Annotated in this window: 26 protein-coding genes and 1 tRNA gene; 17 read left to right on the top strand and 10 right to left on the bottom strand. The window is 56.7% G+C overall.

Annotated elements, in window-relative coordinates; translation table 11 throughout:
- Positions 1–4: 4 nt before the first annotated feature.
- Both AB2B48_RS23870 and AB2B48_RS23865 read right to left on the bottom strand, forming a co-directional pair.
- Positions 5–1,219 (bottom strand): tyrosine-type recombinase/integrase, encoded by a 1,215-nt coding sequence (locus tag AB2B48_RS23870; protein WP_368300438.1) that lies wholly within the window; start codon positions 1,217–1,219, stop codon positions 5–7.
- A gap of 164 nt (positions 1,220–1,383) precedes the next feature.
- Positions 1,384–1,460 (bottom strand) — tRNA-Arg (locus AB2B48_RS23865).
- A 253-nt stretch (positions 1,461–1,713) separates the two neighbouring features.
- Between AB2B48_RS23865 and folD the strand changes: the two genes are divergently transcribed.
- The 3 genes from folD to AB2B48_RS23850 all read left to right on the top strand — a co-directional run bounded on the left by folD (position 1,714) and on the right by AB2B48_RS23850 (position 3,521).
- Positions 1,714–2,580 carry a bifunctional methylenetetrahydrofolate dehydrogenase/methenyltetrahydrofolate cyclohydrolase FolD gene (gene folD, locus AB2B48_RS23860; protein ID WP_185667068.1) on the top strand — a complete coding sequence of 289 codons (867 nt, stop codon included), beginning with the start codon at positions 1,714–1,716 and terminating at the stop codon, positions 2,578–2,580.
- Between the two features lies 1 nt (position 2,581).
- Positions 2,582–2,794 (top strand): ribosome-associated protein YbcJ, encoded by a 213-nt coding sequence (gene ybcJ, locus AB2B48_RS23855; protein ID WP_185667069.1) that lies wholly within the window; start codon positions 2,582–2,584, stop codon positions 2,792–2,794.
- Between the two features lie 205 nt (positions 2,795–2,999).
- Positions 3,000–3,521 (top strand): metal-dependent hydrolase, encoded by a 522-nt coding sequence (locus AB2B48_RS23850; RefSeq protein WP_368300437.1) that lies wholly within the window; start codon positions 3,000–3,002, stop codon positions 3,519–3,521.
- A 49-nt stretch (positions 3,522–3,570) separates the two neighbouring features.
- Here the strand turns inward: AB2B48_RS23850 and cysS are convergent, their stop codons facing one another.
- Positions 3,571–4,956 carry a cysteine--tRNA ligase gene (gene cysS, locus AB2B48_RS23845; RefSeq protein WP_185667071.1) on the bottom strand — a complete coding sequence of 462 codons (1,386 nt, stop codon included), beginning with the start codon at positions 4,954–4,956 and terminating at the stop codon, positions 3,571–3,573.
- A gap of 185 nt (positions 4,957–5,141) precedes the next feature.
- On the opposite strand from cysS, the gene ppiB reads away from it, so the two are divergent.
- From ppiB to mnmH, 5 genes are all read left to right on the top strand, one after another.
- Complete coding sequence (gene ppiB / locus AB2B48_RS23840; protein WP_035891791.1) at positions 5,142–5,636, top strand: peptidylprolyl isomerase B; 495 nt, start codon at positions 5,142–5,144, stop codon at positions 5,634–5,636.
- Positions 5,637–5,639: 3 nt separating this feature from the next.
- The gene (gene lpxH, locus AB2B48_RS23835) at positions 5,640–6,362 is read left to right on the top strand and encodes a UDP-2,3-diacylglucosamine diphosphatase (protein ID WP_368300436.1); all 723 of its coding nucleotides are present in this window, start codon (positions 5,640–5,642) and stop codon (positions 6,360–6,362) included.
- Positions 6,363–6,481: 119 nt separating this feature from the next.
- Positions 6,482–6,991, top strand: a complete 510-nt coding sequence (gene purE, locus AB2B48_RS23830; RefSeq protein ID WP_185667073.1) for a 5-(carboxyamino)imidazole ribonucleotide mutase — start codon at positions 6,482–6,484, stop codon at positions 6,989–6,991.
- Positions 6,988–8,055 carry a 5-(carboxyamino)imidazole ribonucleotide synthase gene (gene purK / locus AB2B48_RS23825; protein ID WP_368300435.1) on the top strand — a complete coding sequence of 356 codons (1,068 nt, stop codon included), beginning with the start codon at positions 6,988–6,990 and terminating at the stop codon, positions 8,053–8,055. Before purE ends, purK begins: the two co-directional genes overlap by 4 nt.
- A gap of 107 nt (positions 8,056–8,162) precedes the next feature.
- Entirely contained in the window at positions 8,163–9,254 is a 1,092-nt protein-coding gene (mnmH, locus tag AB2B48_RS23820; RefSeq protein ID WP_368300434.1) for a tRNA 2-selenouridine(34) synthase MnmH, read from the top strand.
- Between the two features lie 91 nt (positions 9,255–9,345).
- Here mnmH and AB2B48_RS23815 read toward each other — a convergent pair whose 3' ends face one another.
- The 3 genes from AB2B48_RS23815 to ybbA all read right to left on the bottom strand — a co-directional run bounded on the left by AB2B48_RS23815 (position 9,346) and on the right by ybbA (position 13,797).
- Entirely contained in the window at positions 9,346–10,488 is a 1,143-nt protein-coding gene (locus tag AB2B48_RS23815) for a porin (protein WP_185667076.1), read from the bottom strand.
- A 211-nt stretch (positions 10,489–10,699) separates the two neighbouring features.
- A complete protein-coding gene (ybbP, locus tag AB2B48_RS23810; protein ID WP_368300433.1) occupies positions 10,700–13,114 on the bottom strand; it encodes a putative ABC transporter permease subunit YbbP in 2,415 nt (804 codons plus the stop codon).
- Complete coding sequence (gene ybbA, locus AB2B48_RS23805) at positions 13,111–13,797, bottom strand: putative ABC transporter ATP-binding protein YbbA (protein ID WP_368300432.1); 687 nt, start codon at positions 13,795–13,797, stop codon at positions 13,111–13,113. The genes ybbP and ybbA overlap by 4 nt, the downstream gene beginning before the upstream one ends.
- Here ybbA and tesA point away from each other — a divergent pair.
- Genes tesA through AB2B48_RS23790 form a run of 3 tightly spaced genes read left to right on the top strand, consistent with a single transcriptional unit; the run spans position 13,765 to position 16,100 of the window.
- Positions 13,765–14,397 (top strand): multifunctional acyl-CoA thioesterase I/protease I/lysophospholipase L1, encoded by a 633-nt coding sequence (gene tesA / locus AB2B48_RS23800; protein ID WP_185667079.1) that lies wholly within the window; start codon positions 13,765–13,767, stop codon positions 14,395–14,397. The genes ybbA and tesA overlap by 33 nt on opposite strands.
- Entirely contained in the window at positions 14,384–15,187 is an 804-nt protein-coding gene (locus AB2B48_RS23795; protein ID WP_223883158.1) for an SDR family oxidoreductase, read from the top strand. The genes tesA and AB2B48_RS23795 overlap by 14 nt, the downstream gene beginning before the upstream one ends.
- Before the next feature lie 58 nt (positions 15,188–15,245).
- Positions 15,246–16,100 carry a co-chaperone YbbN gene (locus AB2B48_RS23790; RefSeq protein WP_185667081.1) on the top strand — a complete coding sequence of 285 codons (855 nt, stop codon included), beginning with the start codon at positions 15,246–15,248 and terminating at the stop codon, positions 16,098–16,100.
- A gap of 114 nt (positions 16,101–16,214) precedes the next feature.
- On the opposite strand, the gene fetB is transcribed toward AB2B48_RS23790, so the two are convergent.
- Positions 16,215–17,000 (bottom strand): iron efflux ABC transporter permease subunit FetB, encoded by a 786-nt coding sequence (gene fetB, locus AB2B48_RS23785; RefSeq protein WP_333010202.1) that lies wholly within the window; start codon positions 16,998–17,000, stop codon positions 16,215–16,217.
- A complete protein-coding gene (fetA, locus tag AB2B48_RS23780; RefSeq protein ID WP_368300431.1) occupies positions 16,993–17,652 on the bottom strand; it encodes an iron efflux ABC transporter ATP-binding subunit FetA in 660 nt (219 codons plus the stop codon). The genes fetB and fetA overlap by 8 nt, the downstream gene beginning before the upstream one ends.
- 126 nt (positions 17,653–17,778) lie before the next feature.
- Between fetA and AB2B48_RS23775 the strand changes: the two genes are divergently transcribed.
- Entirely contained in the window at positions 17,779–18,696 is a 918-nt protein-coding gene (locus AB2B48_RS23775; RefSeq protein WP_035891812.1) for an SPFH domain-containing protein, read from the top strand.
- On the top strand, positions 18,693–19,154 hold the full coding sequence (locus AB2B48_RS23770) for an NfeD family protein (RefSeq protein WP_185667084.1): 462 nt from the start codon (positions 18,693–18,695) through the stop codon (positions 19,152–19,154). Before AB2B48_RS23775 ends, AB2B48_RS23770 begins: the two co-directional genes overlap by 4 nt.
- 3 nt (positions 19,155–19,157) lie before the next feature.
- Here the strand turns inward: AB2B48_RS23770 and cueR are convergent, their stop codons facing one another.
- Positions 19,158–19,568: a Cu(I)-responsive transcriptional regulator gene (gene cueR, locus AB2B48_RS23765; RefSeq protein WP_185667085.1), complete on the bottom strand. Its 411-nt coding sequence runs from the start codon at positions 19,566–19,568 to the stop codon at positions 19,158–19,160.
- A 94-nt stretch (positions 19,569–19,662) separates the two neighbouring features.
- Between cueR and copA the strand changes: the two genes are divergently transcribed.
- The 3 genes from copA to ybaK all read left to right on the top strand — a co-directional run bounded on the left by copA (position 19,663) and on the right by ybaK (position 23,728).
- Positions 19,663–22,164, top strand: coding sequence for a copper-exporting P-type ATPase CopA (gene copA / locus AB2B48_RS23760; protein ID WP_368300430.1), 2,502 nt, complete (start codon positions 19,663–19,665; stop codon positions 22,162–22,164).
- An 88-nt stretch (positions 22,165–22,252) separates the two neighbouring features.
- Entirely contained in the window at positions 22,253–23,047 is a 795-nt protein-coding gene (locus AB2B48_RS23755) for a TraB/GumN family protein (protein ID WP_368300429.1), read from the top strand.
- Between the two features lie 201 nt (positions 23,048–23,248).
- Positions 23,249–23,728: a Cys-tRNA(Pro)/Cys-tRNA(Cys) deacylase YbaK gene (ybaK, locus tag AB2B48_RS23750; protein ID WP_185667088.1), complete on the top strand. Its 480-nt coding sequence runs from the start codon at positions 23,249–23,251 to the stop codon at positions 23,726–23,728.
- Positions 23,729–23,795: 67 nt separating this feature from the next.
- On the opposite strand, the gene ushA is transcribed toward ybaK, so the two are convergent.
- Positions 23,796–25,448 (bottom strand): bifunctional UDP-sugar hydrolase/5'-nucleotidase UshA, encoded by a 1,653-nt coding sequence (ushA, locus tag AB2B48_RS23745; protein ID WP_368300428.1) that lies wholly within the window; start codon positions 25,446–25,448, stop codon positions 23,796–23,798.
- 174 nt (positions 25,449–25,622) lie between these two features.
- On the opposite strand from ushA, the gene AB2B48_RS23740 reads away from it, so the two are divergent.
- Entirely contained in the window at positions 25,623–26,843 is a 1,221-nt protein-coding gene (locus AB2B48_RS23740; RefSeq protein WP_185667090.1) for an MFS transporter, read from the top strand.
- Positions 26,844–26,999: the final 156 nt, after the last annotated feature.

The raw sequence follows: 26,999 nt of genomic DNA, 5'->3' as shown, positions 1-26,999 counted from the left end.
ACAGTTAGGCACTTTTCCCAAACGAGCCATGCACCACATTTTCACCATTCTCCAGCGCCTCCATATAGTCGGCATACCACTGAAGCATCTCTCGGCGGCCGTCCAGATACTGGGCATGGTTGTACGTACCCCGGATAGAGTTTTTATCGACGTGGGCCAGCTGCGTTTCTATCCACGCGGTGTTGTAGCTCTGCTCGTGAAGGATAGTGCTCATCGTGTGGCGGAAACCATGCCCTGTCGCCATGCCATCATACCCAATACGCTTAATCACCTGGTTAATACTCGCCTCGCTCATCGGCTTCCCTGCGTCGTTCCTGCCAGGGAATACATATTTGCCTCGCCCGGTATACCCACGAATCTCATCGAGCAGATCTGTTATCTGGCTGGTAATTGGCACTATGTGAGGGCGTCGCATCTTCATCCGTTCAGCAGGGATGGTCCATATCCCTTTTTCGCTATCGATATCAACCCACTCAGAGACTCGTAGTTCTTTAGTTCTCAGTCCGGTAAGCATCAACAAGCGCGTCGCATTGCGAGTGACTATGCTGCCGCTGTAGTCATTCAGTGCGCGGAGAAAATCAGGTATCTGTTCTACGGATAAATGGGGGAAGTGCTTTTGCTTTGGTGATTTCAGTGCGCCGGCAAGATCGGTAACGGGATTATTCTCAGCCCTACCAGTGATGACCGCATAAGTAAAAATCTGGCGACATGCTTGTCTGGTTTTCTTCAGCTTATCCAGAACACCGCGTTGTTCCATCTTGCGCAAAATGGAGAGCATCTCCATCGGCTTGATATCCGTTACCGCACGGTGGCCGATGAAGGGGAAGATGTCTTTCTTCAGATACTCCAGGATATCGTCTGCATACCCCTTTGACCAAAACTGGCTCTTATGTTCGTGCCATTCGATAGCAAGCCGTTCAAAGCTATTCGATACCGCCAGCTCTTTAGCCTGTTTCTCAACCTGTTTTTCGTGGCTTGGATCACCACCAGCGGCTAGCAGTCTTTTAGCTTCGTCACGCTTTGTCCTGGCTTCTGCCAGTGAAACAGCCGGATAAACTCCAAAGACAACCCGCTTCTCTTTCCCCCCAACGCGGTATTTCATGCGCCAACTTTTGGTGCCATTGGGGAAAATCTCAAGATACATGCCCCCGCCATCGGATAGTTTGTAGGCTTTATCTTTTGGCTTAGAGGCCTTTATTTCGGTTGCTGTGAGCTTCATTTGGGGGCATCGATTCCATTGAACCTGACAATGCCCCCAATGATGCCCCCATTTGGGTGTAGATTTCAATAGACGACAGTAAACGTCAGGAGACTATGATTTCTTGTGAGGTGGCGGATTGTCTAGGTTTTGTGGACTTCAGTAGACGTTGGGATAAGTAAGAATGGTGCGCCCTGCAGGATTCGAACCTGCGGCCCACGACTTAGAAGGTCGTTGCTCTATCCAACTGAGCTAAGGGCGCACTGGGGAAGTCAAAACTTCATGGTGGGGTGAAACGCGTGGAATTATACGGTCACTGGCAGGTGAGTCAATCCATTTCCTTGCGAAACCTGCGCGTGATGAGGCAGTGAACAAAGAGCAGCCAACTATCGTTCAACTCTTCAACAAAATCACTTTCCGCGGAAAACTCGCAAACGATACCTGACAGCGAGGCTCGCATCTGACAAAATATGTCCATCCCCCCTTCGTTAATGACAGATGGAAAATTTTCCCTGATGGCAGCAAAGATTATTGACGGTAAAACGATTGCGCAGCAGGTGCGCTCTGAGGTTGCGGAAAAAGTGAAGGCCCGAGTTGCGGCCGGAAAACGCGCCCCTGGGCTTGCCGTTGTCCTGGTGGGCAGCAACCCTGCATCGCAAATTTATGTCGGCAGCAAGCGCAAAGCCTGCGAAGAGGTGGGCTTCGTCTCCCGCTCCTACGATCTGCCGGAAACCACATCAGAAGCCGAACTGCTGACGCTGATTGATACACTGAACGCCGACAGCACCATCGACGGTATTCTGGTGCAACTGCCGCTGCCTGCGGGCATTGATAACGTTAAAGTGCTGGAACGTATCGATCCGGACAAAGACGTGGACGGCTTCCACCCTTACAACGTTGGCCGCCTGTGTCAGCGCGCGCCGCGTCTGCGTCCGTGCACCCCGCGCGGTATTGTGACGCTGCTGGAGCGCTATAACATCGACACCTACGGCCTGAACGCCGTGGTGATTGGCGCCTCCAACATCGTCGGTCGCCCGATGAGCATGGAGCTGCTGCTGGCTGGCTGCACCACCACCGTGACCCACCGCTTCACCAAAAATCTGCGCCACCACGTTGAGAACGCGGATCTGCTGATCGTTGCGGTCGGCAAGCCTGGTTTTATTCCAGGTGAGTGGATTAAAGAAGGTGCCATCGTCATTGATGTCGGGATTAATCGCCTCGAAAACGGTAAAGTAGTCGGCGATGTGGTGTTTGAAGATGCCGCCGCGCGCGCGTCTTACATCACCCCGGTACCGGGCGGCGTTGGTCCAATGACCGTCGCAACCCTGATTGAAAACACCTTACAGGCGTGTGAAGAGTATCACGACGTGGAGAAGGCATAAGATGGCAACATTTTCTTTGGGTAAGCATCCGCATGTGGAACTCTGTGATTTACTGAAGCTGGAAGGCTGGAGCGAAAGCGGTGCGCAGGCGAAAATCGCCATCGCCGACGGTCTGGTTAACGTTGACGGTGCGGTGGAAACCCGCAAGCGCTGCAAAATTGTCGCCGGCCAAACCGTAAGCTTTGAAGGTCAGAGCGTCACCGTGACGGCGTAAGCCATATGTAGCCCGGCCGAGCGAATGCGACGCCGGGAATCGGTGCCGAGCCTCCCCGGGGTCGGCATAAATGCCTCGCCCGGGCTACACGAGCATCGCGGCGCCGGGTTTCATCCCCTCCCCCTATTTTTCAGAATTACACCCTGCTGCATAAATCCGCTTCAGCAACGATACTCTGTAATCCCCACGCTAAAACGGACTCCAGATGCCAACGATTATTACCCACGCCGCCGTCCCGCTGTGCCTTGGTTTAGGGCTCGGCACCCGCGTTATTCCACCTCGTTTATTGTTGACCGGCATTGTGCTGGGGATGCTGCCCGACGCCGATGTACTGGCCTTTAAGTTCGGCATTGCCTACGGCAATATTTTCGGCCATCGCGGCTTTACCCATTCGCTGCTGTTTGCCTTCGTGGTGCCCCTGCTCTGCGTGATAGTCGGTCGACGATGGTTTGGCGCAGGCTTAATGCGCTGCTGGCTGTTTTTAACCGTTTCGCTGCTATCACATAGTCTGCTGGACTCGATAACCACCGGGGGCAAAGGCGTGGGTTGGCTGTGGCCGTGGTCGGATGAACGATTTTTCGCCCCGTGGCAGGTGATTAAGGTCGCGCCGTTTGCGCTCTCACGCTACAACACGCCATACGGGCATCAGGTGATTATTTCTGAACTGCTGTGGGTATGGTTGCCGGGGGTGGTGGTGATGGGATGGTTATGGTGGCGACGTCGGTGAGTGGAAAGACCCGGCGTCGCTTGCGCTCGGCCGGGCTACGATGAGTGACTTACTTACGACGCCAGGTGGTACCCTGCGGGCCATCTTCCAGCACAATGCCCATCTCGTTGAGACGGTCACGCGCGGCGTCGGCTGCCGCCCAGTCTTTGGCTTTACGCGCGTCCAGACGTTGCTGGATTAACGCTTCAATTTCAGCCACTTCACCGTCGTCGGCCTGCGCGCCGCTTTGCAGGAACGCTTCAGGCTCCTGTTCCAGCAGACCCAGCACCGCAGAGAGCTTACGCATATGCGATGCCAGCGCGTTAGCGGCATGCATATCTTCACTCTTCAGGCGGTTCACCTCGCGTGCCATATCAAACAGCGCGGAGTAGGCTTCCGGGGTGTTGAAGTCGTCGTCCATCGCTTCAATAAAGCGCGCTTCGAACGCTTCGCCGCCCGCTGGCGCGACGGATTTGTCGGTACCGCGCAGCGCAGTGTACAGACGCTCCAGCGCAGAACGCGCCTGCTTGAGGTTCTCTTCGCTGTAGTTCAGCTGGCTACGATAGTGGCCAGACATCAGGAAGTAGCGCACGGTTTCGGCGTCGTAGTACTTCAGCACGTCACGCACGGTAAAGAAGTTGCCCAGCGATTTAGACATCTTCTCGCGGTCCACCATCACCATGCCGGAGTGCATCCAGTAGTTCACGTACTCGCCGTCGTGCGCACAGGTAGACTGCGCGATTTCGTTTTCATGGTGCGGGAACATCAGATCCGAACCGCCGCCGTGAATGTCGAAATGGTTGCCCAGCTGTTTGCAGTTCATCGCCGAACATTCGATGTGCCAGCCAGGACGACCTTCGCCCCACGGGGATGGCCAGCTTGGCTCGCCCGCTTTGGACATTTTCCACAGCACGAAGTCCATTGGATCGCGCTTCACGTCAACCACATCAACGCGAGCGCCGGCCTGCAGTTGGTCCAGATCCTGACGCGACAGCTTGCCGTAGTTCGGATCGGTTGGCACCGAGAACATCACGTCGCCGTTGTCCGCCACGTAGGCATGACCTTTAGCGATCAGCTGCTCGGTGATTTCGATGATCTCGTGAATGTGATGCGTTGCGCGCGGTTCGTTATCCGGACGCAGAATATTCAGCGCGTCGAAGTCTTTGTGCATTTCGACGATCATGCGGTCGACCAGCGCGACAAAGCTCTCGCCGTTTTCGTTAGCGCGTTTGATAATTTTGTCGTCGATATCGGTGATGTTGCGCACGTACTTCAGCTTGTAGCCAAGGAAGCGCAGGTAACGCGCGACCACGTCAAAGGAGACGAAGGTACGGCCGTGACCGATATGACAGAGATCGTAAACGGTGATACCACACACGTACATGCCAACTTCTCCGGCATGAATGGGCTTAAATTCCTCTTTCTGGCGAGTCATTGTATTGAAGATTTTTAGCATCGAGAATTCCATGTTTACGTGTGTGAACCGGGCTTTCGCCTTAAACGGCATATTCTACCCATAATTCAACCCGGAAGCAGCACACAATGCAAGATGATCGCGCCGCCCGGTTATGCTATAACAGATGCCTATGTGCAGCCCACAGGCGGGCTGAAGCACCACTCTAAACGGAACAGGATGCAGAAATGGTTACTTTCCACACTAATCACGGCGACATCGTCATCAAAACCTTCGACGACAAAGCGCCGGAAACAGTTAAAAACTTCCTGGACTACTGCCGCGAAGGTTTCTACAACAACACGATCTTCCACCGTGTTATCAACGGCTTCATGATCCAGGGCGGTGGTTTTGAGCCAGGCATGAACCAGAAAACCACCAAAGAAGCTATCAAGAACGAAGCCAACAACGGTCTGAAAAACACCCGTGGTACGCTGGCAATGGCGCGTACTCAGGCTCCGCACTCCGCTACCGCTCAGTTCTTCATCAACGTAGCTGACAACGACTTCCTGAACTTCTCTGGCGAAAGCCTGCAGGGTTGGGGCTACTGTGTCTTCGCCGAAGTGGTTGAAGGTATGGACGTGGTCGACAAAATCAAGGCGGTCTCTACCGGTCGTAGCGGTATGCATCAGGACGTTCCTAAAGAAGACGTTATCATCGAAAGCGTGACCGTCAGCGAGTAATTGGTGGCGACACTCTTTATTGCAGACCTTCATCTGCAAACAGAAGAACCGGCGATTACCGCCGGTTTTCTGCGTTTTTTAGGCGGCGAAGCCCGTCAGGCCGATGCGCTGTACATCTTAGGCGACCTGTTTGAAGCCTGGATTGGCGATGACGATCCGAACCCGCTGCACCGTGAAGTCGCTTCTGCCATCAAATCGCTGGTCGATTCTGGCATACCCTGCTACTTCATCCACGGCAACCGTGATTTTCTGGTCGGCAAGCGTTTTGCGACAGCAAGCGGGATGCAGCTGTTGCCTGAAGAAAAGGTGCTTGACCTCTACGGTCGTCGCATTCTGATTATGCACGGCGATACCCTTTGCACGGACGATCCGGGCTACCTCGCCTTTCGCGCCAAAGTGCATACCCCGTGGATCCAGAAGCTGTTCCTCGCCCTACCGCTGTTTATCCGCCGACGTATTGCGCAGAAGATGCGCAATGACAGCAAGGCCGCCAACAGCAGTAAATCGATGGACATTATGGACGTGAACCCGCAGGCCGTTGTCGACGTGATGGAGAAACATCACGTGCAGTGGCTGATTCACGGGCATACTCATCGCCCGGATATCCACGCTCTTGAGGCTAACGGCGACGCGGCATTTCGCGCGGTGCTCGGTGCCTGGCATACTGAAGGCTCGATGATTCGCGTCACCCAAGACGACGTTACGCTTATCGCCTTCCCATTTTAATTTTTCCCCCTTATTCCCCTGTCACGTGGCGACGCAACCGTTTTCCTTGCCCGTTTTCCGTGTTATTCTCTGTGGCCTCTAACGTCGTGTGCAGCACACCCACAGGAGTTTTAAGACGCATGTCTTCCCGCAATAATCCGGCACGTATCGCCATCGTGATGGGGTCCAAAAGCGACTGGGCTACCATGCAGTTCGCCACAGAAATCCTCGATATTCTGAATGTTCCTCACCATGTTGAAGTGGTTTCCGCCCACCGTACGCCAGATAAGCTGTTCAGCTTCGCCGAAACGGCAGAAGAGAACGGTTACCAGGTGATTATTGCCGGTGCCGGTGGTGCAGCGCATTTACCCGGAATGATTGCTGCGAAAACGCTGGTGCCGGTACTCGGCGTGCCGGTGCAGAGCGCGGCATTAAGCGGCGTAGACAGCCTCTACTCCATCGTACAGATGCCGCGCGGTATCCCGGTAGGGACGCTGGCTATCGGGAAAGCCGGTGCCGCTAACGCCGCCCTGCTCGCCGCACAGATCCTGGCTCAGCACGACGCTGAACTGCATCAGCGCCTTGCCGACTGGCGCAAAGCGCAAACCGATGAAGTGCTGGATAACCCAGACCCACGAGGTGCGGCATGAAGCAGGTCTGCGTGCTGGGCAACGGTCAGCTAGGCCGCATGCTGCGTCAGGCCGGCGAGCCGCTGGGCATCGCCGTCTGGCCGGTAGGTTTGGAAGCTGACCCGGCCGCCGTGCCGTTTCAGCAAAGCGTGATTACCGCTGAGATCGAACGCTGGCCGGAGACCGCACTGACCCGCGAACTGGCCGAGCACACCGCGTTTGTTAACCGCGACGTTTTCCCGATTATTGCTGACCGTCTGACGCAAAAGCAGCTGTTCGATAAACTTAGCCTGGCAACCGCCCCGTGGCAGCTGCTGGCAAGCGCCGACGAATGGCCTGAAGTATTCGGTCGTCTGGGCGAGCTGGCTATCGTCAAGCGCCGCACCGGCGGCTACGATGGCCGCGGCCAGTGGCGTCTGCGTAAAGATGACACCGCGCAGCTGCCTGACGAGTGCTATGGCGAATGCATCGTTGAGCAGGGCATTAACTTCTCCGGTGAAGTGTCGCTGGTGGGCGCGCGCGGCCATGACGGCAGCACCGTGTTCTACCCGCTGACCCATAACCTGCATCAGGACGGTATTCTGCGCATGAGCGTTGCCTTCCCACAGGCGGATGCGCAGCAGCAGGCTCAGGCCGAAACCATGCTCGGCGCGATTATGCAGGAGCTGAACTACGTCGGCGTCATGGCAATGGAGTGTTTCATCACCCCGGCCGGATTGCTGATCAACGAGCTGGCCCCACGCGTGCACAACAGTGGCCACTGGACGCAGAACGGCGCATCCATCAGCCAGTTCGAGCTGCACCTGCGTGCAATTACCGACCTGCCATTGCCACCGCCGGTAGTAAACAGCCCGTCGGTAATGGTGAACCTGATTGGCACCGACCTGAACTATGACTGGCTGAAGCTGCCGCTGGTGCACCTGCACTGGTACGACAAAGAGGTGCGCGAGGGCCGTAAAGTGGGCCACCTGAACCTCAATGACAGCGATACCGGCCGCCTCAGCGCCACGCTGGAAGCGATGGTTCCCCTGCTGCCGCCAGAGTACGCAAGCGGTATTGCCTGGGCGCAATCACGCCTGAATTAAGCCTTAAATGCCGGGGAAAGTAACTTATCCTTCCCCGGCCCCCTCTCTGAAGCGTAAAATCCCGCCATAACCGCATGACCCCCGATTTAAATAAGAAGGATTTCCCCATGAATAATGGGACGGATTACTGCGCGATTCTGCGCGCGGAAACGCCCATCATTGACGTGCGTGCCCCCGTCGAGTTTGCTCAGGGCGCGATGCCCGCCGCCGTCAATCTGCCGCTGATGAACGACGATGAACGCGCGGCGGTCGGTACCTGCTATAAACGTCAGGGGCCCGAAGCCGCAATGGCGCTGGGGCACAAACTGGTCTCCGGGCAGACGCGCCAGCAGCGCATTGACGCCTGGCTCGATGCCTGTCGTCGCATGCCGCAGGGCTATTTGTGCTGCGCACGCGGCGGCCAGCGCTCGCATATCACGCAGAGCTGGATCAAAGAGAGCGGTATTGATTATCCGTTGATCGTCGGCGGCTATAAGGCGCTGCGTCAGGCGGCGATTCAGGCCACCGAGGATCTGGTACGCCATCCGATCGTGCTGATCGGCGGCTGTACCGGTAACGGCAAAACGCCGCTGGTGCGCGAACAACCTTTGGGGATCGACCTTGAAGGGCTCGCTCACCACCGAGGTTCGTCGTTTGGTCGTACGTTAACGCCGCAGTTTTCTCAGGCTACCTTTGAGAATCATCTCGCCACCGCGCTGTTGAAAGGCGCGTATCAGCAGGACAAGGTTCGCTGGGTGCTGGAAGATGAAGGTCACATGATCGGCGCTAACCACCTGCCGGAGTGCCTACGCGATCGTATGGCGCAGTCGCCGATCGCGGTAGTGGAAGATCCGTTCGATCTACGTCTTGAGCGCCTGCGCGAAGAGTATTTTGCCCATATGTATCATGACTTCACCGCCGCATTTGGTGAAGAGAAAGGCTGGGAAGAGTACAGCGCCTATTTACATCATGGCCTTTTTGCCATTCGCCGTCGCCTGGGGCTTCAGCGTTTTGCCGAACTGACCGCCACGCTCGACGCTTCGCTGGCCGAGCAGAAGCGTACCGGCTCAACGGAGGCGCATTTTGCCTGGCTGGTGCCGTTGCTGGAGGAGTATTACGACCCAATGTACTGCTATCAGTTGGAGAAGAAGGCGGACAAGATTGTGTTTCGGGGAACGTCGGAAGCGGTCACGCAGTGGCTGGCGGAAACACAAGGGTAGGTCTGGTGCTATTCCCGGCGGCGCTGCGCTTGGCCGGGCTACACGGTTTGCAATACCGGTAAAGGGCGGCAATTGCCGCCCTTTTTGACGATTAGAAATCGTAACGCAGACGAACCAGGTTCATATCACCCAGATCATCGGTGCTGGAGGTAAACACGTGTTCGTAGTCAACACGGAAACCGTAATCCAGCTGGAAGCTGATACCCACGCCGTTGTCGATGCGCTGGTAGTTGCGACCATTCACGTATTCAATACGGTCACCCATGAAGTACGGCTGAACGGATTTAAGCGCGTACTGACCCACTGGGATTTTGTAACCCGCGAAGTATTCCACGCCCCACGCATCGCCCGCGAAGTAATCATGTACGGAAGATTTTTTGGTGGTCATGAAGTTCTGGTACCAGCCGCCGCCAAGGGAGAAGGTCCAGTTGTCCGGCGTCCAGCTCAGCGCGGTACCCAGGATGTTCTGATCGTAGGTTTTGCTTTCGCTGTTGTAGGTGGTGTTCATGTCAGCACGGGTGTAGTTCCATGCCGTACCCCAGCTCAGATCGTCAGTGATATGGTAATCCACACCCAGTGAACCGCCGCCTTTACGTTTGTACAGCAGGCCGTTGTTCAGGTTCAGATCATCGTTGAACAGGTAAGAAGCGTAGAGATCTACATCGCCTACGGTTTTCTTATACTTCAGTGACTTACGAGTACGGTAAGAACCATCGTAGTCACCGTTGATACCATTACCCGGTGCCTGACCAATCATGTCATAGTCCCAGATATCGGTTTTCGCACCGACCACATCGTAGTAGATGCTGTTTTGTTGACCGAAGGTCAGCGTACCCCAGGTATCGCTCTTCAGGCCGGTGTAGAGCATACGACGGGTGGTGTCGTTCGCGCCTTCCGCGTAGTGGTTATCCCAGTCAAAGACCGCTGGAATATTGACACCCAGTTCGTAGTAGCTGACCCAACTGATATCATCAAACAGGTAGTAGTCAGCGGCGAAACGGAAACGGGTGCCGCCATCAAAGCCGTTACGCTTATAGGCATTTTTACCGTCGTTGCCGGTCATGTTCTGGAACTGCGGACGAATACTCCCGCCCACGGTGAAGTTCAGACGGCTCAGCGGGTTACCAGCCTGAGGATCCTGCTTGAGCAGGGTAATTTCAGCCTGGGATGCGAAAGACGTCAATGCCACTGCAGCGCCGATCGAGATCGCCAGCGCTTTCATTTTTATAGTCATTATTTTTCCTTGATAGATTACGCGCCATCTATTTGGCAAATAAATCTTATCGTTTATTAATAAATTGCACCTGACTGATTTTTAATGAAACGTGCGACTTAGCACAGCAGAATTACCGAATGGTGCCCTAATGCGGGCATGTTGATGAAAGGATGAGCAATTTTGCGAGGACAGAGGGAAACCCGGCGGCGCAGTGCCGCCGGGGAAATGGCTAGCTGGAAAACTGACGGAACAGCGCCCTACCCTTAAGCAGGCGCAGCCCCAATCCCCCACCGCACAGCGACAGCAACAGCGCCCCGCAAAGCGGTAGCGCCACCCACAGCCGCCAGTCCGGTGACCACGGGAAATCAAACACCTTGGTTTGCAGCATCGCCAGCGCGGTCTCCGCGCCGATGGCCGCCACCAGACCGGAAATCGCCCCCAGCAGGGCAAACTCCGCCCATAACGTCAGGCGCAACAGAGACTTTCCGGCACCGAGTGTGCGATAGACCACCAGCTCCTGGTGACGCTGGCGCATGCCAACCTGAACCTGGGCCAATAGCAGCAGCACGCCGCAGGCGGTGACCAGCACCACCATCACCTCCAGCGCCCGGCTAACCTGCGCCAGCACTTGACCAACCTGTTTTAAGATAGCGCCAATATCCAGCAGGCTCACCGTTGGAAACTCGCGGTTCAGCTGTGTCAGCAGCGTTGTACCGTGGTCCCAGCGGAAGCTGGTGAGCCAGCTCTGCGGCTGACCGTCCAGCGCGCCGTCCGGGAAGATAAAGAAGAAGTTCGGCCGCAGGCTTTCCCAATCCACCTTGCGAATGCTGCTCACCTTCGCCGTAAAGTCCTGAGTATCACCGGTGAAGGTTACGCTATCGCCGAGGCCAATATTCAGCCGCTGCGCCAGTCCTTCTTCAATAGAGACTTCCCCGGTTTTCGGCGGCCAGACGCCCGCTACCAGCGGGTTATGCTGCGGCCGTTGGTTTTGCCAGGTGAGGTTCAGCTCGCGGTTCAGCGATTCATCTTTATTCCCTTCGGTGCTATGACCGTTGATCTGGGTGAGGCGCGCGCGGACGATCGGGTAAAACGCCGCCGGGATCACCTGATGCTCCGCCAGGAAGGTTTTCACCTCACTCACCTGTTCCGGGGCAATGTTGATCAGGAAATAGTTCGGGCTTTCCGGCGGTAGCTGCTGCTGCCAGCGATCCAGCAGATCGCCGCGCAGCACCAGCAGCAGTGCCAGTAACATAAACGAGAGCGAGAATGCTGCAAGTTGGCTAAGCGTCGACCACGGCTGGCGCAGCAGACGATTCACCGCCAGACGCAGCGGCAGCGCGCGCAGAGTGAGGCGCTTCAACACCTTCAGCAGCAGCCAGCCCACCAGCCCGCACAGCGCCGCCAGCACTACCGCACCCGCCAGCACCGACCACAGCAGCGGACTACCGCCCATCAGCCATGCCAGCAGCACCACGGTGACAATACAGACCAACGGCAGATAGATTTTCAGCGGCCAGACGTTGGCAACGATATCCTGACGCAGCACGCGCAGCGGCTGGGTTGCCAGCAGCAATCGGTACGGACGTAACCCGACCAGCAGCGAGATCACCGTCATTGACCCCACGGCCCACAGCCACGGCCAGGCGCTGGCAGCAGGCAATGCCGACGGCAGCACTGGCTTAAGTAGCGCCAGCAGCACCGATTCAAACAGCAGACCCATCGCCCCACCTGCCAGCGCTGAGAGCGCCAGTAGCAGCACCCACTGACCGATAATCAGCTTACGCAGCTGCGCTCGCCCGGCACCTAACGTTTTCAGTACCGCCACCAGATCGTAGCGACTGCGGCAGTAGTGACCCATGGCCACCGCCACGGCGGCGACCGCCAGCAGCAGCGTCAGCAGCGCGGAGAGCAGCAGGAACTGCTGGGAGCGCTGCAGCGATTTGCCTAACGCGCCGTCGTCCTGATCCGGGCCAATCCAGCGATGTTCCGGCTTCAGCTGTGGCAACAGCCAGCTTTCATAGCTGGCAAGCTGCGCGGGGGTGCCGGCAAATTTATAACTCCAGCTTACCCGGCTGCCGGGCTGTACGGCACCGGTTTTCGCCACGTCGGCCAGGTTCATCATCAGCCGGGGCGCCATCTGGAACGGGTTAAAGCCGCTGTCTGGTTCCTGCACCACTTCCCCGGCAATGCGCAGCGTGGCGTCGCCAACGTCAAGGTTATCGCCGGTTTTCAGATTCAGCAGCGCCATCAGCCGGGGCGCAAGCAGCACCGTTCCCGCCTGCGGTTTGAGGCCCGCGGGTGCGGTTTGCAGGTCGCCATACAGCGGGTAACTGTCATCGACCGCCTTCACGTCGGCAAGCTGCGGCGTGTCGCCCGCCCAGGTCATGGTGGAGAAGTTGATCTGTTCGCCAACCGTCAGCCCCTGAGCGCGCGCGCGTTCAATCCACTGCGCCGGTACTTCACGAGAACTGCGCAGCACCCGGTCGCCCGCCATATACTCACGGCTTTGTTGATTGAGCCCTTTGTCCATGCGGTCGCTGATGCTGCCCAGCGCCAGCACGCAGGCCACCGCCAGGCTCAGCGCCAGCCAGACAATCAGCAGCGACGGCGAGCGCCACTCCCGCCAGAACCAGCGTAAAATCATGCCTCCTCCCGTAGCTGCCCGTCGACCAGCCGCAGCCGTCGGTCGCAGCGCGCGGCAAGCTGCGCATCGTGGGTCACCAGAATCAATGTGGTGCCGTGTTCACGGTTGAGCGAGAACAACAGGTCGGCGATTTTATCCCCGGTCTGACGGTCGAGGTTACCGGTCGGTTCGTCGGCAAACAGCAGATCCGGGCGACCGTTAAAGGCGCGAGCCAGCGCCACGCGCTGCTGCTCGCCACCAGAAAGCTGCGCCGGAAGGTGGTGCAAGCGCTTGCCCAGCCCCAACTGTTCCAGCAGCGCCTTCGCCCCCTGGCGGCTTTGGCCGTCGCTTTCCCCGCGCAGCAGCGCGGGCAGCTCGACGTTCTCCAGCGCGTTCAGCGTGGGGATCAGCATGAAAGACTGAAAAACAAAGCCGATATGCTGGGCACGCAGCCGCGCTCGCGCCTCTTCATCGAGCTTCTCCAGCGGATGCCCCAGCAGCTTCACCTCGCCGCCGCTGCCATCATCCAGCCCGGCCAGAATCGCCAGCAGCGTCGACTTCCCGGAACCCGACTCGCCAATTAAAGCAAGGGTTTGCGCCGGTTTGACAATCAGGTTAACTCCGGTAAGGATGGAAAGCTCATGCTCCCCCTGACCGACGGATTTCTTAAGATGATGCACTTCAAGTACGTTTTCCGCTGGCATTTGCCTGTCCTGTTTTTGATTCTGTTTAGCCTGCGCGCCGCGGCGGCGGACACGCTGTTAGTGCTTGGCGACAGCCTTAGCGCGGGCTATCGCATGGCGGCCAATACGGCCTGGCCGGCGCTGTTGAACGATAAATGGCAGCCTGACATTACGGTGGTAAACGCCAGTATTAGCGGCGATACCTCAGACCAGGGGCTGGCACGCCTGCCCGCGCTGCTGCAACAGCATAAACCGCAATGGGTGCTGGTTGAACTCGGCGGCAACGATGGCCTGCGCGGTTTTCAACCACAGCAAACCGAGAAAACGCTGCGTACTATTTTGCAGCAGGTAAAGGCCGCCCATGCCCAACCGTTATTAATGCAAATTCGTCTGCCAGCAAACTACGGACGCCGCTATAATGAGGCGTTCAGCGCTGTATATCCGCAGCTCGCCAGCGAGTTTTCTATCCCACTGCTGCCCTTCTTCATGGAAGAGGTCTATCTCAAGCCGCAGTGGATGCAGGATGATGGCATTCATCCCAATCGTGACGCCCAGCCGTTTATTGCAGACTGGATGGCGACACGCCTGGCTCCATTAGTTAATCACGATGCCGGAAAGTAAAGCGGTGTCTTCAGGTAAAGTTATGCAAAAATCGGTCTTAATTACAGGATGTTCCAGCGGGATTGGCCTCGAAAGCGCGTTAGAACTGAAACGCCAGGGCTTTCGCGTACTGGCCGCCTGCCGCAAACCCGATGATGTGAAGCGCATGAACGGCATGGGGTTTACCGGAATATTGCTCGACCTCGACAGCCCGGAAAGCGTCGATAACGCCGCGGAGCAGGTCATCGCCCTGACCAATAACCGCCTGTTTGGCCTGTTTAATAACGCCGGATATGGCGTCTATGGCCCGCTGGAGAGCATCAGCCGCGCGCAGATGGTGCAGCAGTTTTCCGCCAACTTTTTCGGCGTCCACCAGCTGACCATGCGCCTGCTGCCGGCGATGATCCCGCACGGTGAAGGCCGTATCGTCATGACTTCATCGGTGATGGGGCTGATTTCCACCCCGGGCCGTGGCGCCTATGCCGCCAGCAAATATGCGCTGGAGGCCTGGTCCGATGCGCTGCGCATGGAGCTGCGCCATACGGGGGTGAAGGTCAGCCTGATTGAACCCGGCCCCATTCGCACCCGCTTTACGGAAAACGTTAACCAGACCAGTGATAAGCCGGTGGAGAATCCCGGCATTGCCGCGCGCTTCACTCTTGGCCCGGACGCGGTGGTGGAGAAAGTTCGCCATGCGTTTATCAGCGATAAACCGAAGCTGCGCTATCCGGTCACCCTGGTCACCCACGCGGTTGGCTGGCTGAAACGCCTGCTGCCGGGGCGCGCGATGGACAAAATTCTGCAGGGCTAAGTTGAAGCCGACGCTTTTGCCCCCATCTCGAATATAACCCGACTACAGAGAAAGACTTATGTCCGTACAGAATATCGTCAACATTACTGAAGCTAATCTCCACCAGACGCTGGAGCAGTCCGTTACCACACCGGTGCTGTTCTACTTCTGGTCAGACCGTAGCCAGCACTGCCTGGATCTGACGCCGGTGCTGGAAAATCTGGCCGCGCAGTACAACGGTCAGTTTATTCTGGCGAAGGTCGACTGCGACGCCGAGCAAATGGTCGCCTCTCAGTTTGGCCTGCGATCCATCCCGACCGTTTACCTGTTCCAGAACGGTCAGCCGGTTGACGGCTTCCAGGGCCCTCAGCCGGAAGAAGCGATTCGCGCACTGCTCGATAAAGTGCTGCCTCGTGAAGAAGAGCTGAAAGCACAGCAGGCGCTGGCGCTGATTCAGGAAGGCAACCATGCCGACGCGCTGCCGCTGCTGAAAGATGCCTGGCAGCTCTCCGGTCAGGACAGCCAGATTGGTCTACTGCTGGCGGAAACGCAAATTGCGCTTAACCGTTCAGAAGAGGCGGAAGCGGTGCTGAAAACCATTCCACTGCAGGATCAGGACACCCGTTATCAAGGGCTGGTTGCGCAGATTGAGCTGCTGAAGCAGGCGGCAGACACGCCGGAAATTCAGCAGTTGCAGCAAGAAGTAGCGGCTAACCCAGACGACGCGGCGTTGGCCTCGAAGCTAGCACTTCAGCTGCATCAGGTGGGCCGTAACGAAGAGGCGCTGGAGCTGCTGTTCAGCCATCTGCGCAAAGATTTAGGCGCGGCGGACGGTCAGGCGCGCAAAATGCTGCAGGAAATTCTGGCGGCGCTGGGTACCGGTGATGCGTTGGCGTCGAAGTATCGTCGTCAGCTGTATTCGCTGCTGTACTAACACCACCGTCGCATAATCTGCCGTTCGTAGCCCGGACGAAGCGCAGCGCGCTGACTCCGGGGGATCCCCGGCGGCGCTTCGCTTGGCCGGGCTACGAAACGGCTATATCATGATTTATGTGCGGTTTTTCAACTGCGTCACCACCAACTGGTGGCGAGCGTTGTAAAACTTCCGGTAGGTCAGATAACAGGCAATAATGGTCGACAGGCTGGCGGTTGAGAGCAGCATAAACGTTACCATAATCTGATACTTAATCGCTTTTACCGGGTCGATACCGGCAAAAATCAGCCCGGACATCATCCCCGGCAGACTCACCAATCCCACGGTTTTCGCCGAGTCCACGGTAGGGATCAGCGACGCGCGAATACTTTCGCGAATCAACCGCGCCGACGCCATTTTTGGCGTTGCCCCCAGGCTTAGCTTCTCCTGAATCTGCTGCTGCTCGGCGCTAAAACGCTGCCCCAGGTTGTTGTAGCACAGCCCCACCGCAATCATCGCGTTACCGGCAATCATCCCGGAAATCGGGATCACCTGCATCGGCACAAAGGCAATCGAGCCGGAGAACACCAGCACCGCCAGCGTTAGCCCCGCGCCGGTAGTAATGGCAATAAATGATGACACAAACGCTTTATCGATATATTTGCTGCGCTTTTGCGCGTTGTACGCCGCGTTGAAGCAGATGAACAGCACCATGCATAGCGTCAGCACCGCATGGTTAACGTTGAAGATATACTTCAGCACGTAGCCAACGATAATCAGTTGCACCACCGCCCGGCAGATACTCCAGATAATGTCTTTTTCCAGCGCCAGCTTTTCCCGGTAGCTGACCAGGATGGCAACCAGCACCAACACCATTGACAGCGCCAGCGACTGGTTAGTGATGATATGTTCGCTATTCATTGACCGCCTCCAGATGCGAAGGCAGCGTCACCACTTCATCCGCATGGCTAATTTCATCTTTATCGTGGGTCACCCACAGCACCGCAACCTGCTGGTCACGCACATACTGATGAATAATCTCGTTCACGTTCTTTTTATTTTGCTCGTCCAGTGCGCTGGTAATTTCATCCAGCAGCAGCACTTTGGGTAAAAATTGCAGGTTACGAATGAGCGACACCCGCTGCTTTTCCCCGCCGGAGAGATCGTTAATCGATTTCGACAGCGTCTCTTCCGGCAGGCCAAACTGCGCCAGTTGCGTCAAAAAACGATCCGGTTCAGGATTTTGATTACGTATTTGCCAGGGGAAAATAAAGTTGTCGTAGACCGTATCGCCAAACAGCGCCGGGGTTTGTGCACAGTAGGAAACCTGCTGGCGGTAAGCCTCTGGGGTCAGCGCGTTGATATCTTTACCCTCAAACAAAATCGTCCCGGAGGTAGGTGACAGCAGCGAGGCGATAATTTTTAATAAGGTGCTTTTGCCGCAGCCGGAGGGCCCGGTAATCAGCTTAAACTCACCGGGGGCCACGCTTAAATTAATCTTATCAAGGACCGTTTTCTCGCCAATATGAAAGCTCACCTGCTCAAGCTGTAAAATCGCGCTATTTTCCTTCATTGCTTTATTTTGTCCTGAAGCTGACTTTTGTGGCTCTAGTGTAACCCCTATTTATTTCAGGGGGCGAATTTCCCCTGCATAGCCGATATACTTGAACAGGTTACGGACAGTTAAACAGGAGGTTTTATGCTGATATTTATCCCGGTTCTTATCTTCGTCGCGCTGGTGATTGTCGCGGCGGGCGTCAAAGTTGTGCCTCAGGGCTACCAATGGACGGTCGAACGTTTTGGTCGCTACACCAAAACCCTGCACCCTGGTTTAAGCCTGGTGGTGCCGTTTATGGATCGCATCGGCCGCAAAATCAATATGATGGAGCAGGTGCTCGATATTCCTTCCCAGGAAGTCATCTCTAAAGATAACGCCAACGTCTCGATTGATGCCGTTTGCTTTATTCAGGTGATCGATGCGCCAAAAGCGGCCTATGAGGTCAGCAACCTTGAACTCGCCATCATCAACCTGACGATGACCAACATTCGTACCGTCCTCGGGTCGATGGAGCTCGACGAAATGCTCTCCCAGCGTGACAACATCAACACGCGTCTGCTGCATATCGTCGATGAAGCGACCAATCCTTGGGGCATCAAAATCACCCGTATCGAGATTCGCGACGTACGCCCACCGGCAGAACTTATCGACGCTATGAACGCGCAGATGAAGGCCGAACGTACCAAGCGTGCCTATATCCTCGAAGCGGAGGGGATTCGCCAGGCACAAATCGTCAAAGCCGAAGGTGAAAAACAGGCGCAGATCCTGACCGCAGAAGGTGAGCGCCAGTCGGCGTTCCTGCAGGCGGAAGCGCGTGAGCGTTCAGCGCAGGCGGAAGCCACGGCAACCAAGATGGTATCCGAGGCGATTGCCGCCGGCGACATTCAGGCGGTGAACTACTTTGTGGCGCAGAAATATACCGATGCGCTGCAGCAGATTGGCTCCGCCAATAACAGCAAAGTGGTGATGATGCCGCTGGATGCCAGCAGCCTGATGGGCTCAATCGCCGGGATCGCCGAGCTGATTAAAGACAGCGCCAGCGAACGGAAATCATCATGATTGCCCTGGTGCTCACGCACCCGCATCTCTTCTGGCTGAGCCTGGGCGGCCTGCTGCTGGCAGCAGAAATGCTCGGCGGCAGCGGTTACCTGCTGTGGAGCGGCGTGGCGGCGGCGGTCACCGGCATCATCACCTGGCTGTTGCCTATCGGCTGGGAGTGGCAGGGCACGCTGTTTGCCGTGCTTACGCTGCTGGCAGCCTGGCTGTGGTGGAAGTGGTTGAGCCGCCGTACGAACCGTCAGCGCCCGGCTGAAGGCCAGCTTAACCAGCGCGGCCAGCAACTGCTGGGCCAGCGCTTTACGCTGGATAACGCGCTGGTTAACGGGCGCGGCCATATGCGGGTCGGCGATAGCTCCTGGCCGGTTGCCGCCGATGACGACCTGCCTGCCGGCAGTAAAGTAGAGGTGATTGCGGTGGAAGGGATCGTCCTGCGAATCAGGCTCTCCCCTCCTCGCTAATCGTCAGGCCTGGGTTTTACGGTGACAGCAGCCGGAAAGATTATCAATAATCGGACAATCGGCGCTGTCATCTCCCGGGCAGGACGCTGCCAGCGAAAGCAGCTGATCGCGCATCGCCTGCAGGTCGCTGATATGGCGTTCGATATCCGCCACCTTTTGCAGCGTATAGGCCTTCACGTCGGCACTGTGACGCTTTGGATCGTTAAACAGATTCACCAGCTCGCCGCACTCTTCCAGATTAAACCCTACCTGCCGCGCCTGGCGCAGTAGCGTAAACTCATCAAGGTGTTTCTGCGTGTAGCTGCGGTAGCCGTTTTCACTGCGCAGCGGCGGCGTGACCAGACCCTTCTCTTCATAAAAGCGAATCGCTTTGCTGGTTAAACCGGTTTTTTTGGCAACATCACTGATATTCACATTTCCCCCTTGACCTTCCCCTTGCTGGAAGGTTTAACCTTCACAACTGTAGACCATAAGGTGAATTTGGTCATCCATTATTGAGGAAAGTGATATGTCTCAAACCATCGATCTAGCCCTGGACGGTTTGTCCTGTGGCCACTGCGTGAAACGCGTGAAAGAGAGCCTGGAGCAGCGTTCTGACGTTGACCATGCGGAAGTGACTATCGAAGCCGCGCACGTGACCGGTAGCGCCAGCGCTGAAGCGCTGATCGAAACCATTAAACAAGCCGGTTATGGTGCTGAGTTAAGCCACCCAAAGGCTAAACCGCTGGCAGAGTCATCACTCCCGTCGGAAGCACTGACAGCGGCCACCCCTGAGCTTCCGGCAGCGCAGGAACTGGATGACAGCCAACAATTGCTGATCAACGGTATGAGCTGCGCCAGCTGCGTTTCCCGGGTACAAAATGCGTTGCAGGCCGTACCGGGCGTCGTACAGGCACGGGTAAACCTGGCGGAGCGCACGGCCCTGGTCATGGGTAGCGCCTCCGCCGGTGATTTAGTCCAGGCGGTGGAAAAAGCGGGATACGGCGCGGAAGCGATTGAGGACGATCTCAAGCGCCGCGAACGTCAGCAGGAAACCGCACTGGCGACCATGAAACGTTTTCGCTGGCAGGCGATTGTCGCCCTGCTGGTCGGCGTTCCGGTGATGGTCTGGGGGATGATCGGCGACAACATGATGGTCTCCGACGATAACCGCTCTCTGTGGCTGGTCATCGGTCTCGTCACCCTGGCAGTGATGGTATTTGCCGGTGGTCATTTTTACACCAGCGCATGGAAAAGCCTGAAGAACCGTACCGCAACGATGGATACCCTCGTCGCCTTAGGTACCGGCGTCGCGTGGCTCTACTCGATAAGCGTTAACCTGTGGCCGCAGTGGTTCCCGATGGAAGCCCGCCACCTCTATTACGAAGCCAGCGCCATGATTATCGGCCTGATAAACCTCGGGCATATGCTGGAAGCGCGCGCACGTCAGCGCTCCTCCCGGGCGCTGGAAAAACTGCTCGACCTCACACCGCCGACCGCCCGCGTGGTCACGGAAGACGGTGAAAAAACCGTGCCGCTGGCCGACGTTCAGCCGGGCATGATCTTACGTCTGGCAACCGGCGACCGCGTTCCGGTTGACGGTGAAATTACCCAGGGCGAAGCCTGGTTTGATGAAGCCATGTTGACCGGTGAGCCAATCCCGCAGCAAAAAGGCGACGGCGACAGTATTCATGCCGGTACCGTCGTAGAAGATGGTTCGGTACAGTTCCGCGCCAGCGCCGTCGGCAGCCACACCACGCTGTCGCGCATTATTAAGATGGTGCGTCAGGCGCAGAGCAGCAAGCCGGAAATCGGCCAACTGGCAGATAGAATCTCCGCCGTGTTCGTGCCGGTGGTAGTGGCGATTGCGATTTTCAGCGCCGCTATCTGGTACTTCTTTGGCCCGGCACCACAGATTGTCTACACCCTGGTTATCGCCACGACGGTACTGATTATCGCCTGTCCGTGTGCGCTAGGTCTGGCAACGCCGATGTCGATTATTGCCGGCGTCGGCCGCGCCGCAGAGTACGGCGTACTGGTACGTGATGCCGATGCACTCCAGCGCGCCAGTGAGCTAACCACCCTGGTGTTTGATAAAACCGGTACCCTGACCGAAGGCAAACCGCAGGTCGTTGCGGTCAAAACCCTCGGGGCGATTAGCGAAGCCACCGCCCTGCGTCTCGCCGCCGCATTGGAACAGGGCTCGAACCACCCGCTGGCCCGCGCGATTGTGGAGAAAGCCGCCGAGAAATCACTGCCGCAGGTTAGCGCCTTCCGCACCTTACGTGGGCTGGGCGTGAGCGGTGAATCCGACGGTCACACCCTGCTGCTCGGTAACCAGGCGCTGCTGCATGAACATCAGGTCGTGACTCGCGAACTGGACGATGAGATGGCTCAGCAGGCCGCTCAGGGCGCCACGCCGGTGCTGCTGGCGATCGACGGTAAAGCCGCCGCGCTGTTCGCCATTCGCGACCCGCTGCGCAGCGATAGCGTTGCCGCGCTGCAGCGCCTGCACCGCGAAGGCTATCGTCTGGTGATGCTGACCGGGGATAACCCTGTCACCGCCAACGCGATTGCCAAGGAAGCAGGTATTGATGAGGTGATTGCCGGGGTACTGCCGGACGGGAAAGCGCAGGCGATTAAAGATCTGCAGGCGCAGGGCCAGAAGGTGGCGATGGTCGGTGACGGTATCAACGATGCGCCAGCGCTGGCGCAGGCCGACGTCGGTATCGCCATGGGCGGCGGCAGCGATGTGGCAATTGAAACCGCGGCGATTACGCTGATGCGCCATAGCCTGGTCGGCGTCGCCGATGCGCTGGCCATTTCCCGCGCCACGCTGCGGAATATGAAGCAGAACCTGCTCGGGGCGTTTATCTATAACTCGCTGGGCATTCCGATTGCCGCCGGGATCCTCTGGCCGCTGACCGGCACGCTGCTGAACCCGGTGGTTGCCGGGGCGGCGATGGCGCTCTCCTCCATTACGGTGGTGAGCAACGCTAACCGCCTGCTGCGCTTCAAACCTAAGCAGTAACCCACCGTCCCTCCCGCCATCGGGAGGGACGCGTTTGCACCTTTTCCCCCATCGCGCTAGCATGAGATTTTCCTTCCAGGGAGCGCGGATGAGCCTGTTAAATCAACTACAACGCCTGTGGCGCACGCTGCGCGGTTCACCCTACAGCTGGCCTGCGCTGGACGTCACCTTGCCCGGCGGCCGCCACCTGCATCTGGTGGGCAGCATTCATATGGGGACTCGCGACATGGCCCCCCTTCCCGCTAAGCTTCTGAAAAAACTTCATCAGGCCGATGCGCTTATTGTTGAAGCGGATATCTCGGGTAACGAAACGCCCTTCAGCGACCTGCCAGAATACCCGCCGCTGCGCGAACGGCTCAGCGCAGCGCAGTTTAGCCAGCTTGAAAAACTCAGCGACGAACTGGGCATGCCGCTGTATCGCTTTGATACCCAGCCGCTGTGGCAGGTGGCGATGGTGCTGCAGGCCACTCAGGCGCAAAAGCTGGGGCTGCGCCCGGATTACGGCATTGACTACCAGTTGCTGCAGGCGGCCCGCGAAACGTCGCTGCCGGTGCAGGAACTGGAAGGGGCCGACAGTCAGATAGCGCTGCTCTGCGAACTCCCCGACGGCGGCATGGCGCTGCTCGACGATACGCTGACGCACTGGCATACCAACGCCCGGCTGCTGCAGGTGATGATCGGCTGGTGGTTAGAACAGCCGCCGTCCAACGGTACGGCTTCGCTGCCCAATACCTTTAGCCAGTCGCTGTATGATGTGTTGATGGTGAAACGCAATGAGGCCTGGCGCGATGCGCTGCTGGCGCTGCCGCCGGGGCGCTACGTGGTCGCCGTAGGGGCGCTACATTTGTACGGGGAAGGTAACCTGCCGCAGATGCTGGGATAAAAAAATGGCCAATATCTCTATTGGCCCGTCAAAGAGGAATTTCATCATTATTATTATCCCGGAGTTCGCACTCCGGATCTTTCGATTGTCGCTCAAAGTTGCCGCAACTGCCAATACCTATTGCGCAAGATTATACTATTTTTTAGTGCATTTTTGGGCGTATGCTGGCTGCATATCACGTCTGTAGTAAGAAGGAACGTTATGACTCCCGCAGTTAAACTACTCGAAAAGAACAAGATCCCGTTCAACATCCACGCCTACGATCACGATCCGCATGAGACCAACTTTGGCGACGAAGTGGTGCGTAAATTAGGACTGAATGCCGACCAGGTTTACAAAACCCTGCTGGTGGCAATGAACGGCGACATGAAACAGCTCGCCGTGGCGGTGACGCCGGTTGCCGGGCAGTTGGATTTGAAGAAAGTGGCCAAGGCGTTAGGCGCCAAAAAGGTCGATATGGCCGACCCAATGGTGGCGCAGCGCGTGACCGGTTATCTGGTGGGCGGCATTAGCCCGCTGGGGCAGAAAAAGCGTCTGCCAACGGTGATTGATGCGCCGTCGCAGGAGTTTGCCACCATCTATGTTTCCGGCGGCAAGCGCGGGCTGGATATTGAACTGGCGGCGGTAGACTTAGCGAAGATTCTTGGCGCGACGTTTGCGGATATTGCGCGTCGGGATTGATGGGTGCGGCTTGTCCCCCTCACCCTAACCCTCTCCCCAACGGGGAGAGGGAATAAAGACTCAAACCTTACTGCCAGCTCACTTCCCCTTTCGGTTCGTAAGCATTCACATCTAACGGTGAGTTCTGCTCAATATACTGCTTGAGCACCTCGGCATCGATAAACCCGGTATTCACATATCCCGGTTTACTATCAATCTTCGGATAGCCATCGCCGCCGGTAGCGTTAAAGCTCAAGGTCGCCATGCGATAGGTTTTCGCTGGGTCGACCGGTTCACCTTTGATTTTCAGATCCTGAAGCTGCCCATCTTTGGCCACAAAGCTCACGTTAGCAAACTGCGGATAAGCACCGGAATCCGGCTTCATCTGGGCGACAGCGGTCAGATACTCAGTGACCTCTTTGCCGTTCATATCGGCGTACACCACCACGTTGCCAAACGGCTGCACTTTCAGCACGCTCTTGTAGGTGATATTTCCCGCCTCGATGGAATCACGAATGCCGCCGCCGCTCATCACGCCAAAGTCAGCGCCAGTGCGCGCCATCTGTGCGGCGAGAATCAGTCGTCCCATATTGGTTTGCACAAAGCGAACCTTGCTACGATCCCCTTCCAGATGCCCGTTGACGCTACCCACTTTCACATCCAACTGCGCTTTGCCTTTACTCTGGAACGGCGTTAACAGCGAGAGCATCTGCGGATTTTCCGGGATTTGTGGCGTGTAAAGTACGCGCTCACTCTGCCCGTTATCGTAGGTGACCTTTTTCTTCAGGTTCACCGGAATCAGCTGATAGTGCACCAGTTTCATCTCACCATTGCGGAACTCAAAGTCGGCGCGACCAACGTATTTGCCCCACTCATGCGCCTGCACAATCCAGATACCGTTCTGTTTGTCCGGCGCGCACGGGGTGCCCGGCACGTAGTCGACCTGCTTTTTATTCTCCGATGCCATGCAGACCGGATCCTGTGAGTGACCACCCACAATCATCGCCAGCGAACCCGCGGGCAGGCTGCGCGCCATTTCGACATCGCCCGGCGCGTTGGAACCGTGCTCGCCGTTATCGTAATGGCCCATGTGGGTCGTGGCCAGAATCAGATCCGGCTTCTCTTTTTGCTGCAACTCCTGAATCACAACTTTGGCTTCTTCCGCCGGTTTGCGGAATTCAATATCGGTGAAATATTCCGGGTTGCCAATTTTGGCGGTGTCATCGGTGGTTAAGCCAATAACGGCAATTTTAAGATCCTGGCGTTTGAAAATCGCCCAGGGTTTAAACAGGCGTTCGCCGGTGCTTTTCTGATAGATGTTGGCAGAGAGGAACGGGAATTTGGCCCATTTTTCCTGCTGGCGCAGCACGCTCATCGGATTATCGAATTCGTGGTTACCCACGGCCATCGCATCGTAGCCCACCAGGTTCATGCCGCGGAAATCTGGCTCGGCATCCTGAAGGTCGGACTCCGGAACCCCGGTGTTAATATCGCCGCCGGAGAGCAGCAACACGCTTCCCCCTTCAGCCGCCACCTCTTTACGAATGCCGTCCACCAGCGTTTTTTGCGCCGCCAGTCCATATTCGCCGTATTCGCTGCGCCAGAAATGGCCGTGATGATCGTTGGTATGCAGGATGGTGATTTTATAGGTTTTATCTTGCTGATAAGCCTGAGAAGGTAAGCTGACTAAAGACAATGCAGACAGCATCGCCAGCGCCACGCCCCGTTTGACGAAATGCATGTTTCTCTCCCTGAGTGAATAACCATCGCCGAAATTACAATGCTCTGAAATATTAGTCTAATTTGTTTTCAGAAATGAGACTTCCTTCAAACGTCTTAGGCAGGTATCTTAGTCTGATAATTATTATTAAAGCGTATATCCCCAACATCGCACTATTAATTACAAGTGGAATCTATGGCAATTTCTGAAACCAGCCCTACGCGGCCTGGCCCGTCTGCGTCTTCGCAGAAGGGTCGTACCTCATTTGGTATTCTGGGGGCAATAAGCCTCTCCCATCTGCTCAACGATATGATTCAGTCGTTGATTCTGGCGATCTATCCGCTGCTTCAGTCGGAGTTTTCGCTCAGCTTCGTGCAGATCGGGATGATTACCCTGACCTTCCAGCTCACCTCATCGCTGTTCCAGCCGGTTATCGGCTATATCACCGATAAACGCTCTATGCCATGGTCGCTACCGGTCGGCATGTGCTTTACCCTAAGCGGCCTGGTGCTGCTGGCGCTGGCGAGCAGCTTCGGCGGGGTTCTGCTGGCGGCAGCGCTGGTCGGCACCGGTTCATCGGTGTTCCACCCGGAGTCCTCCCGCGTGGCGCGTATGGCCTCCGGCGGTCGTCACGGCCTGGCGCAGTCCATCTTCCAGGTGGGCGGCAACTTCGGCAGCTCGCTGGGGCCATTGTTGGCGGCGGTGATTATCGCGCCTTACGGTAAAGGCAACGTCGCCTGGTTCGTACTGGCCGCGCTGCTGGCAATCGTCGTTCTGGCGCAGGTTAGCCGCTGGTACGCGGCGCAGCATCGTTTAGCGAAAGGCAAACCTAAAACCGTTATCGTTAATCCGCTGCCGAAAAATAAAGTGGTGCTGGCCGTTTTCATTCTGCTGATGCTGATTTTCTCCAAATACTTCTATATGGCGAGTATTAGCAGCTACTACACCTTTTATCTGATGCAAAAATTCGGATTATCGGTACAAAACGCCCAGATTCATCTCTTTGCCTTCCTGTTTGCGGTTGCCGCAGGGACCGTGATTGGCGGGCCAGTGGGTGATAAGATTGGCCGTAAATATGTTATTTGGGGCTCTATCCTCGGCGTAGCGCCGTTTACCCTCCTTTTACCCTACGCCACCCTTTGGTGGACGGGAATTTTGACGGTGATTATTGGATTTATCCTCGCCTCGGCGTTTTCCGCCATCCTGGTGTACGCGCAGGAGCTGTTACCGGGCCGTATCGGCATGGTTTCTGGGCTGTTCTTCGGTTTCGCCTTTGGGATGGGTGGCCTGGGTGCCGCGGTGCTGGGGCTGATTGCGGACCACACCAGCATCGACCTGGTGTATAAAATATGCGCCTTCCTACCATTAATCGGTATGTTGACTATATTCTTACCTGATAACCGCCAAAAACACTGATTTCCGGGCAGCCAAACGTCTGTTTTGGCTGCCTTCTTCCTCCCGCAAGCACACGTCTCCTCTGACTTCCCGCATTCAACTTTCTTATTTGTGCCATTTACTCCTCAAAATTCAAATTTTTAGTTAAATTCAAGAATTATTCACAAACAAAATGAC

The organism is Kluyvera sichuanensis (assembly GCF_040930405.1).
GTDB lineage: Bacteria > Pseudomonadota > Gammaproteobacteria > Enterobacterales > Enterobacteriaceae > Kluyvera > Kluyvera sichuanensis.
Note: the sequence above shows the minus strand (reverse complement) of the source record. Positions and strands in the feature narration are given on the sequence as shown.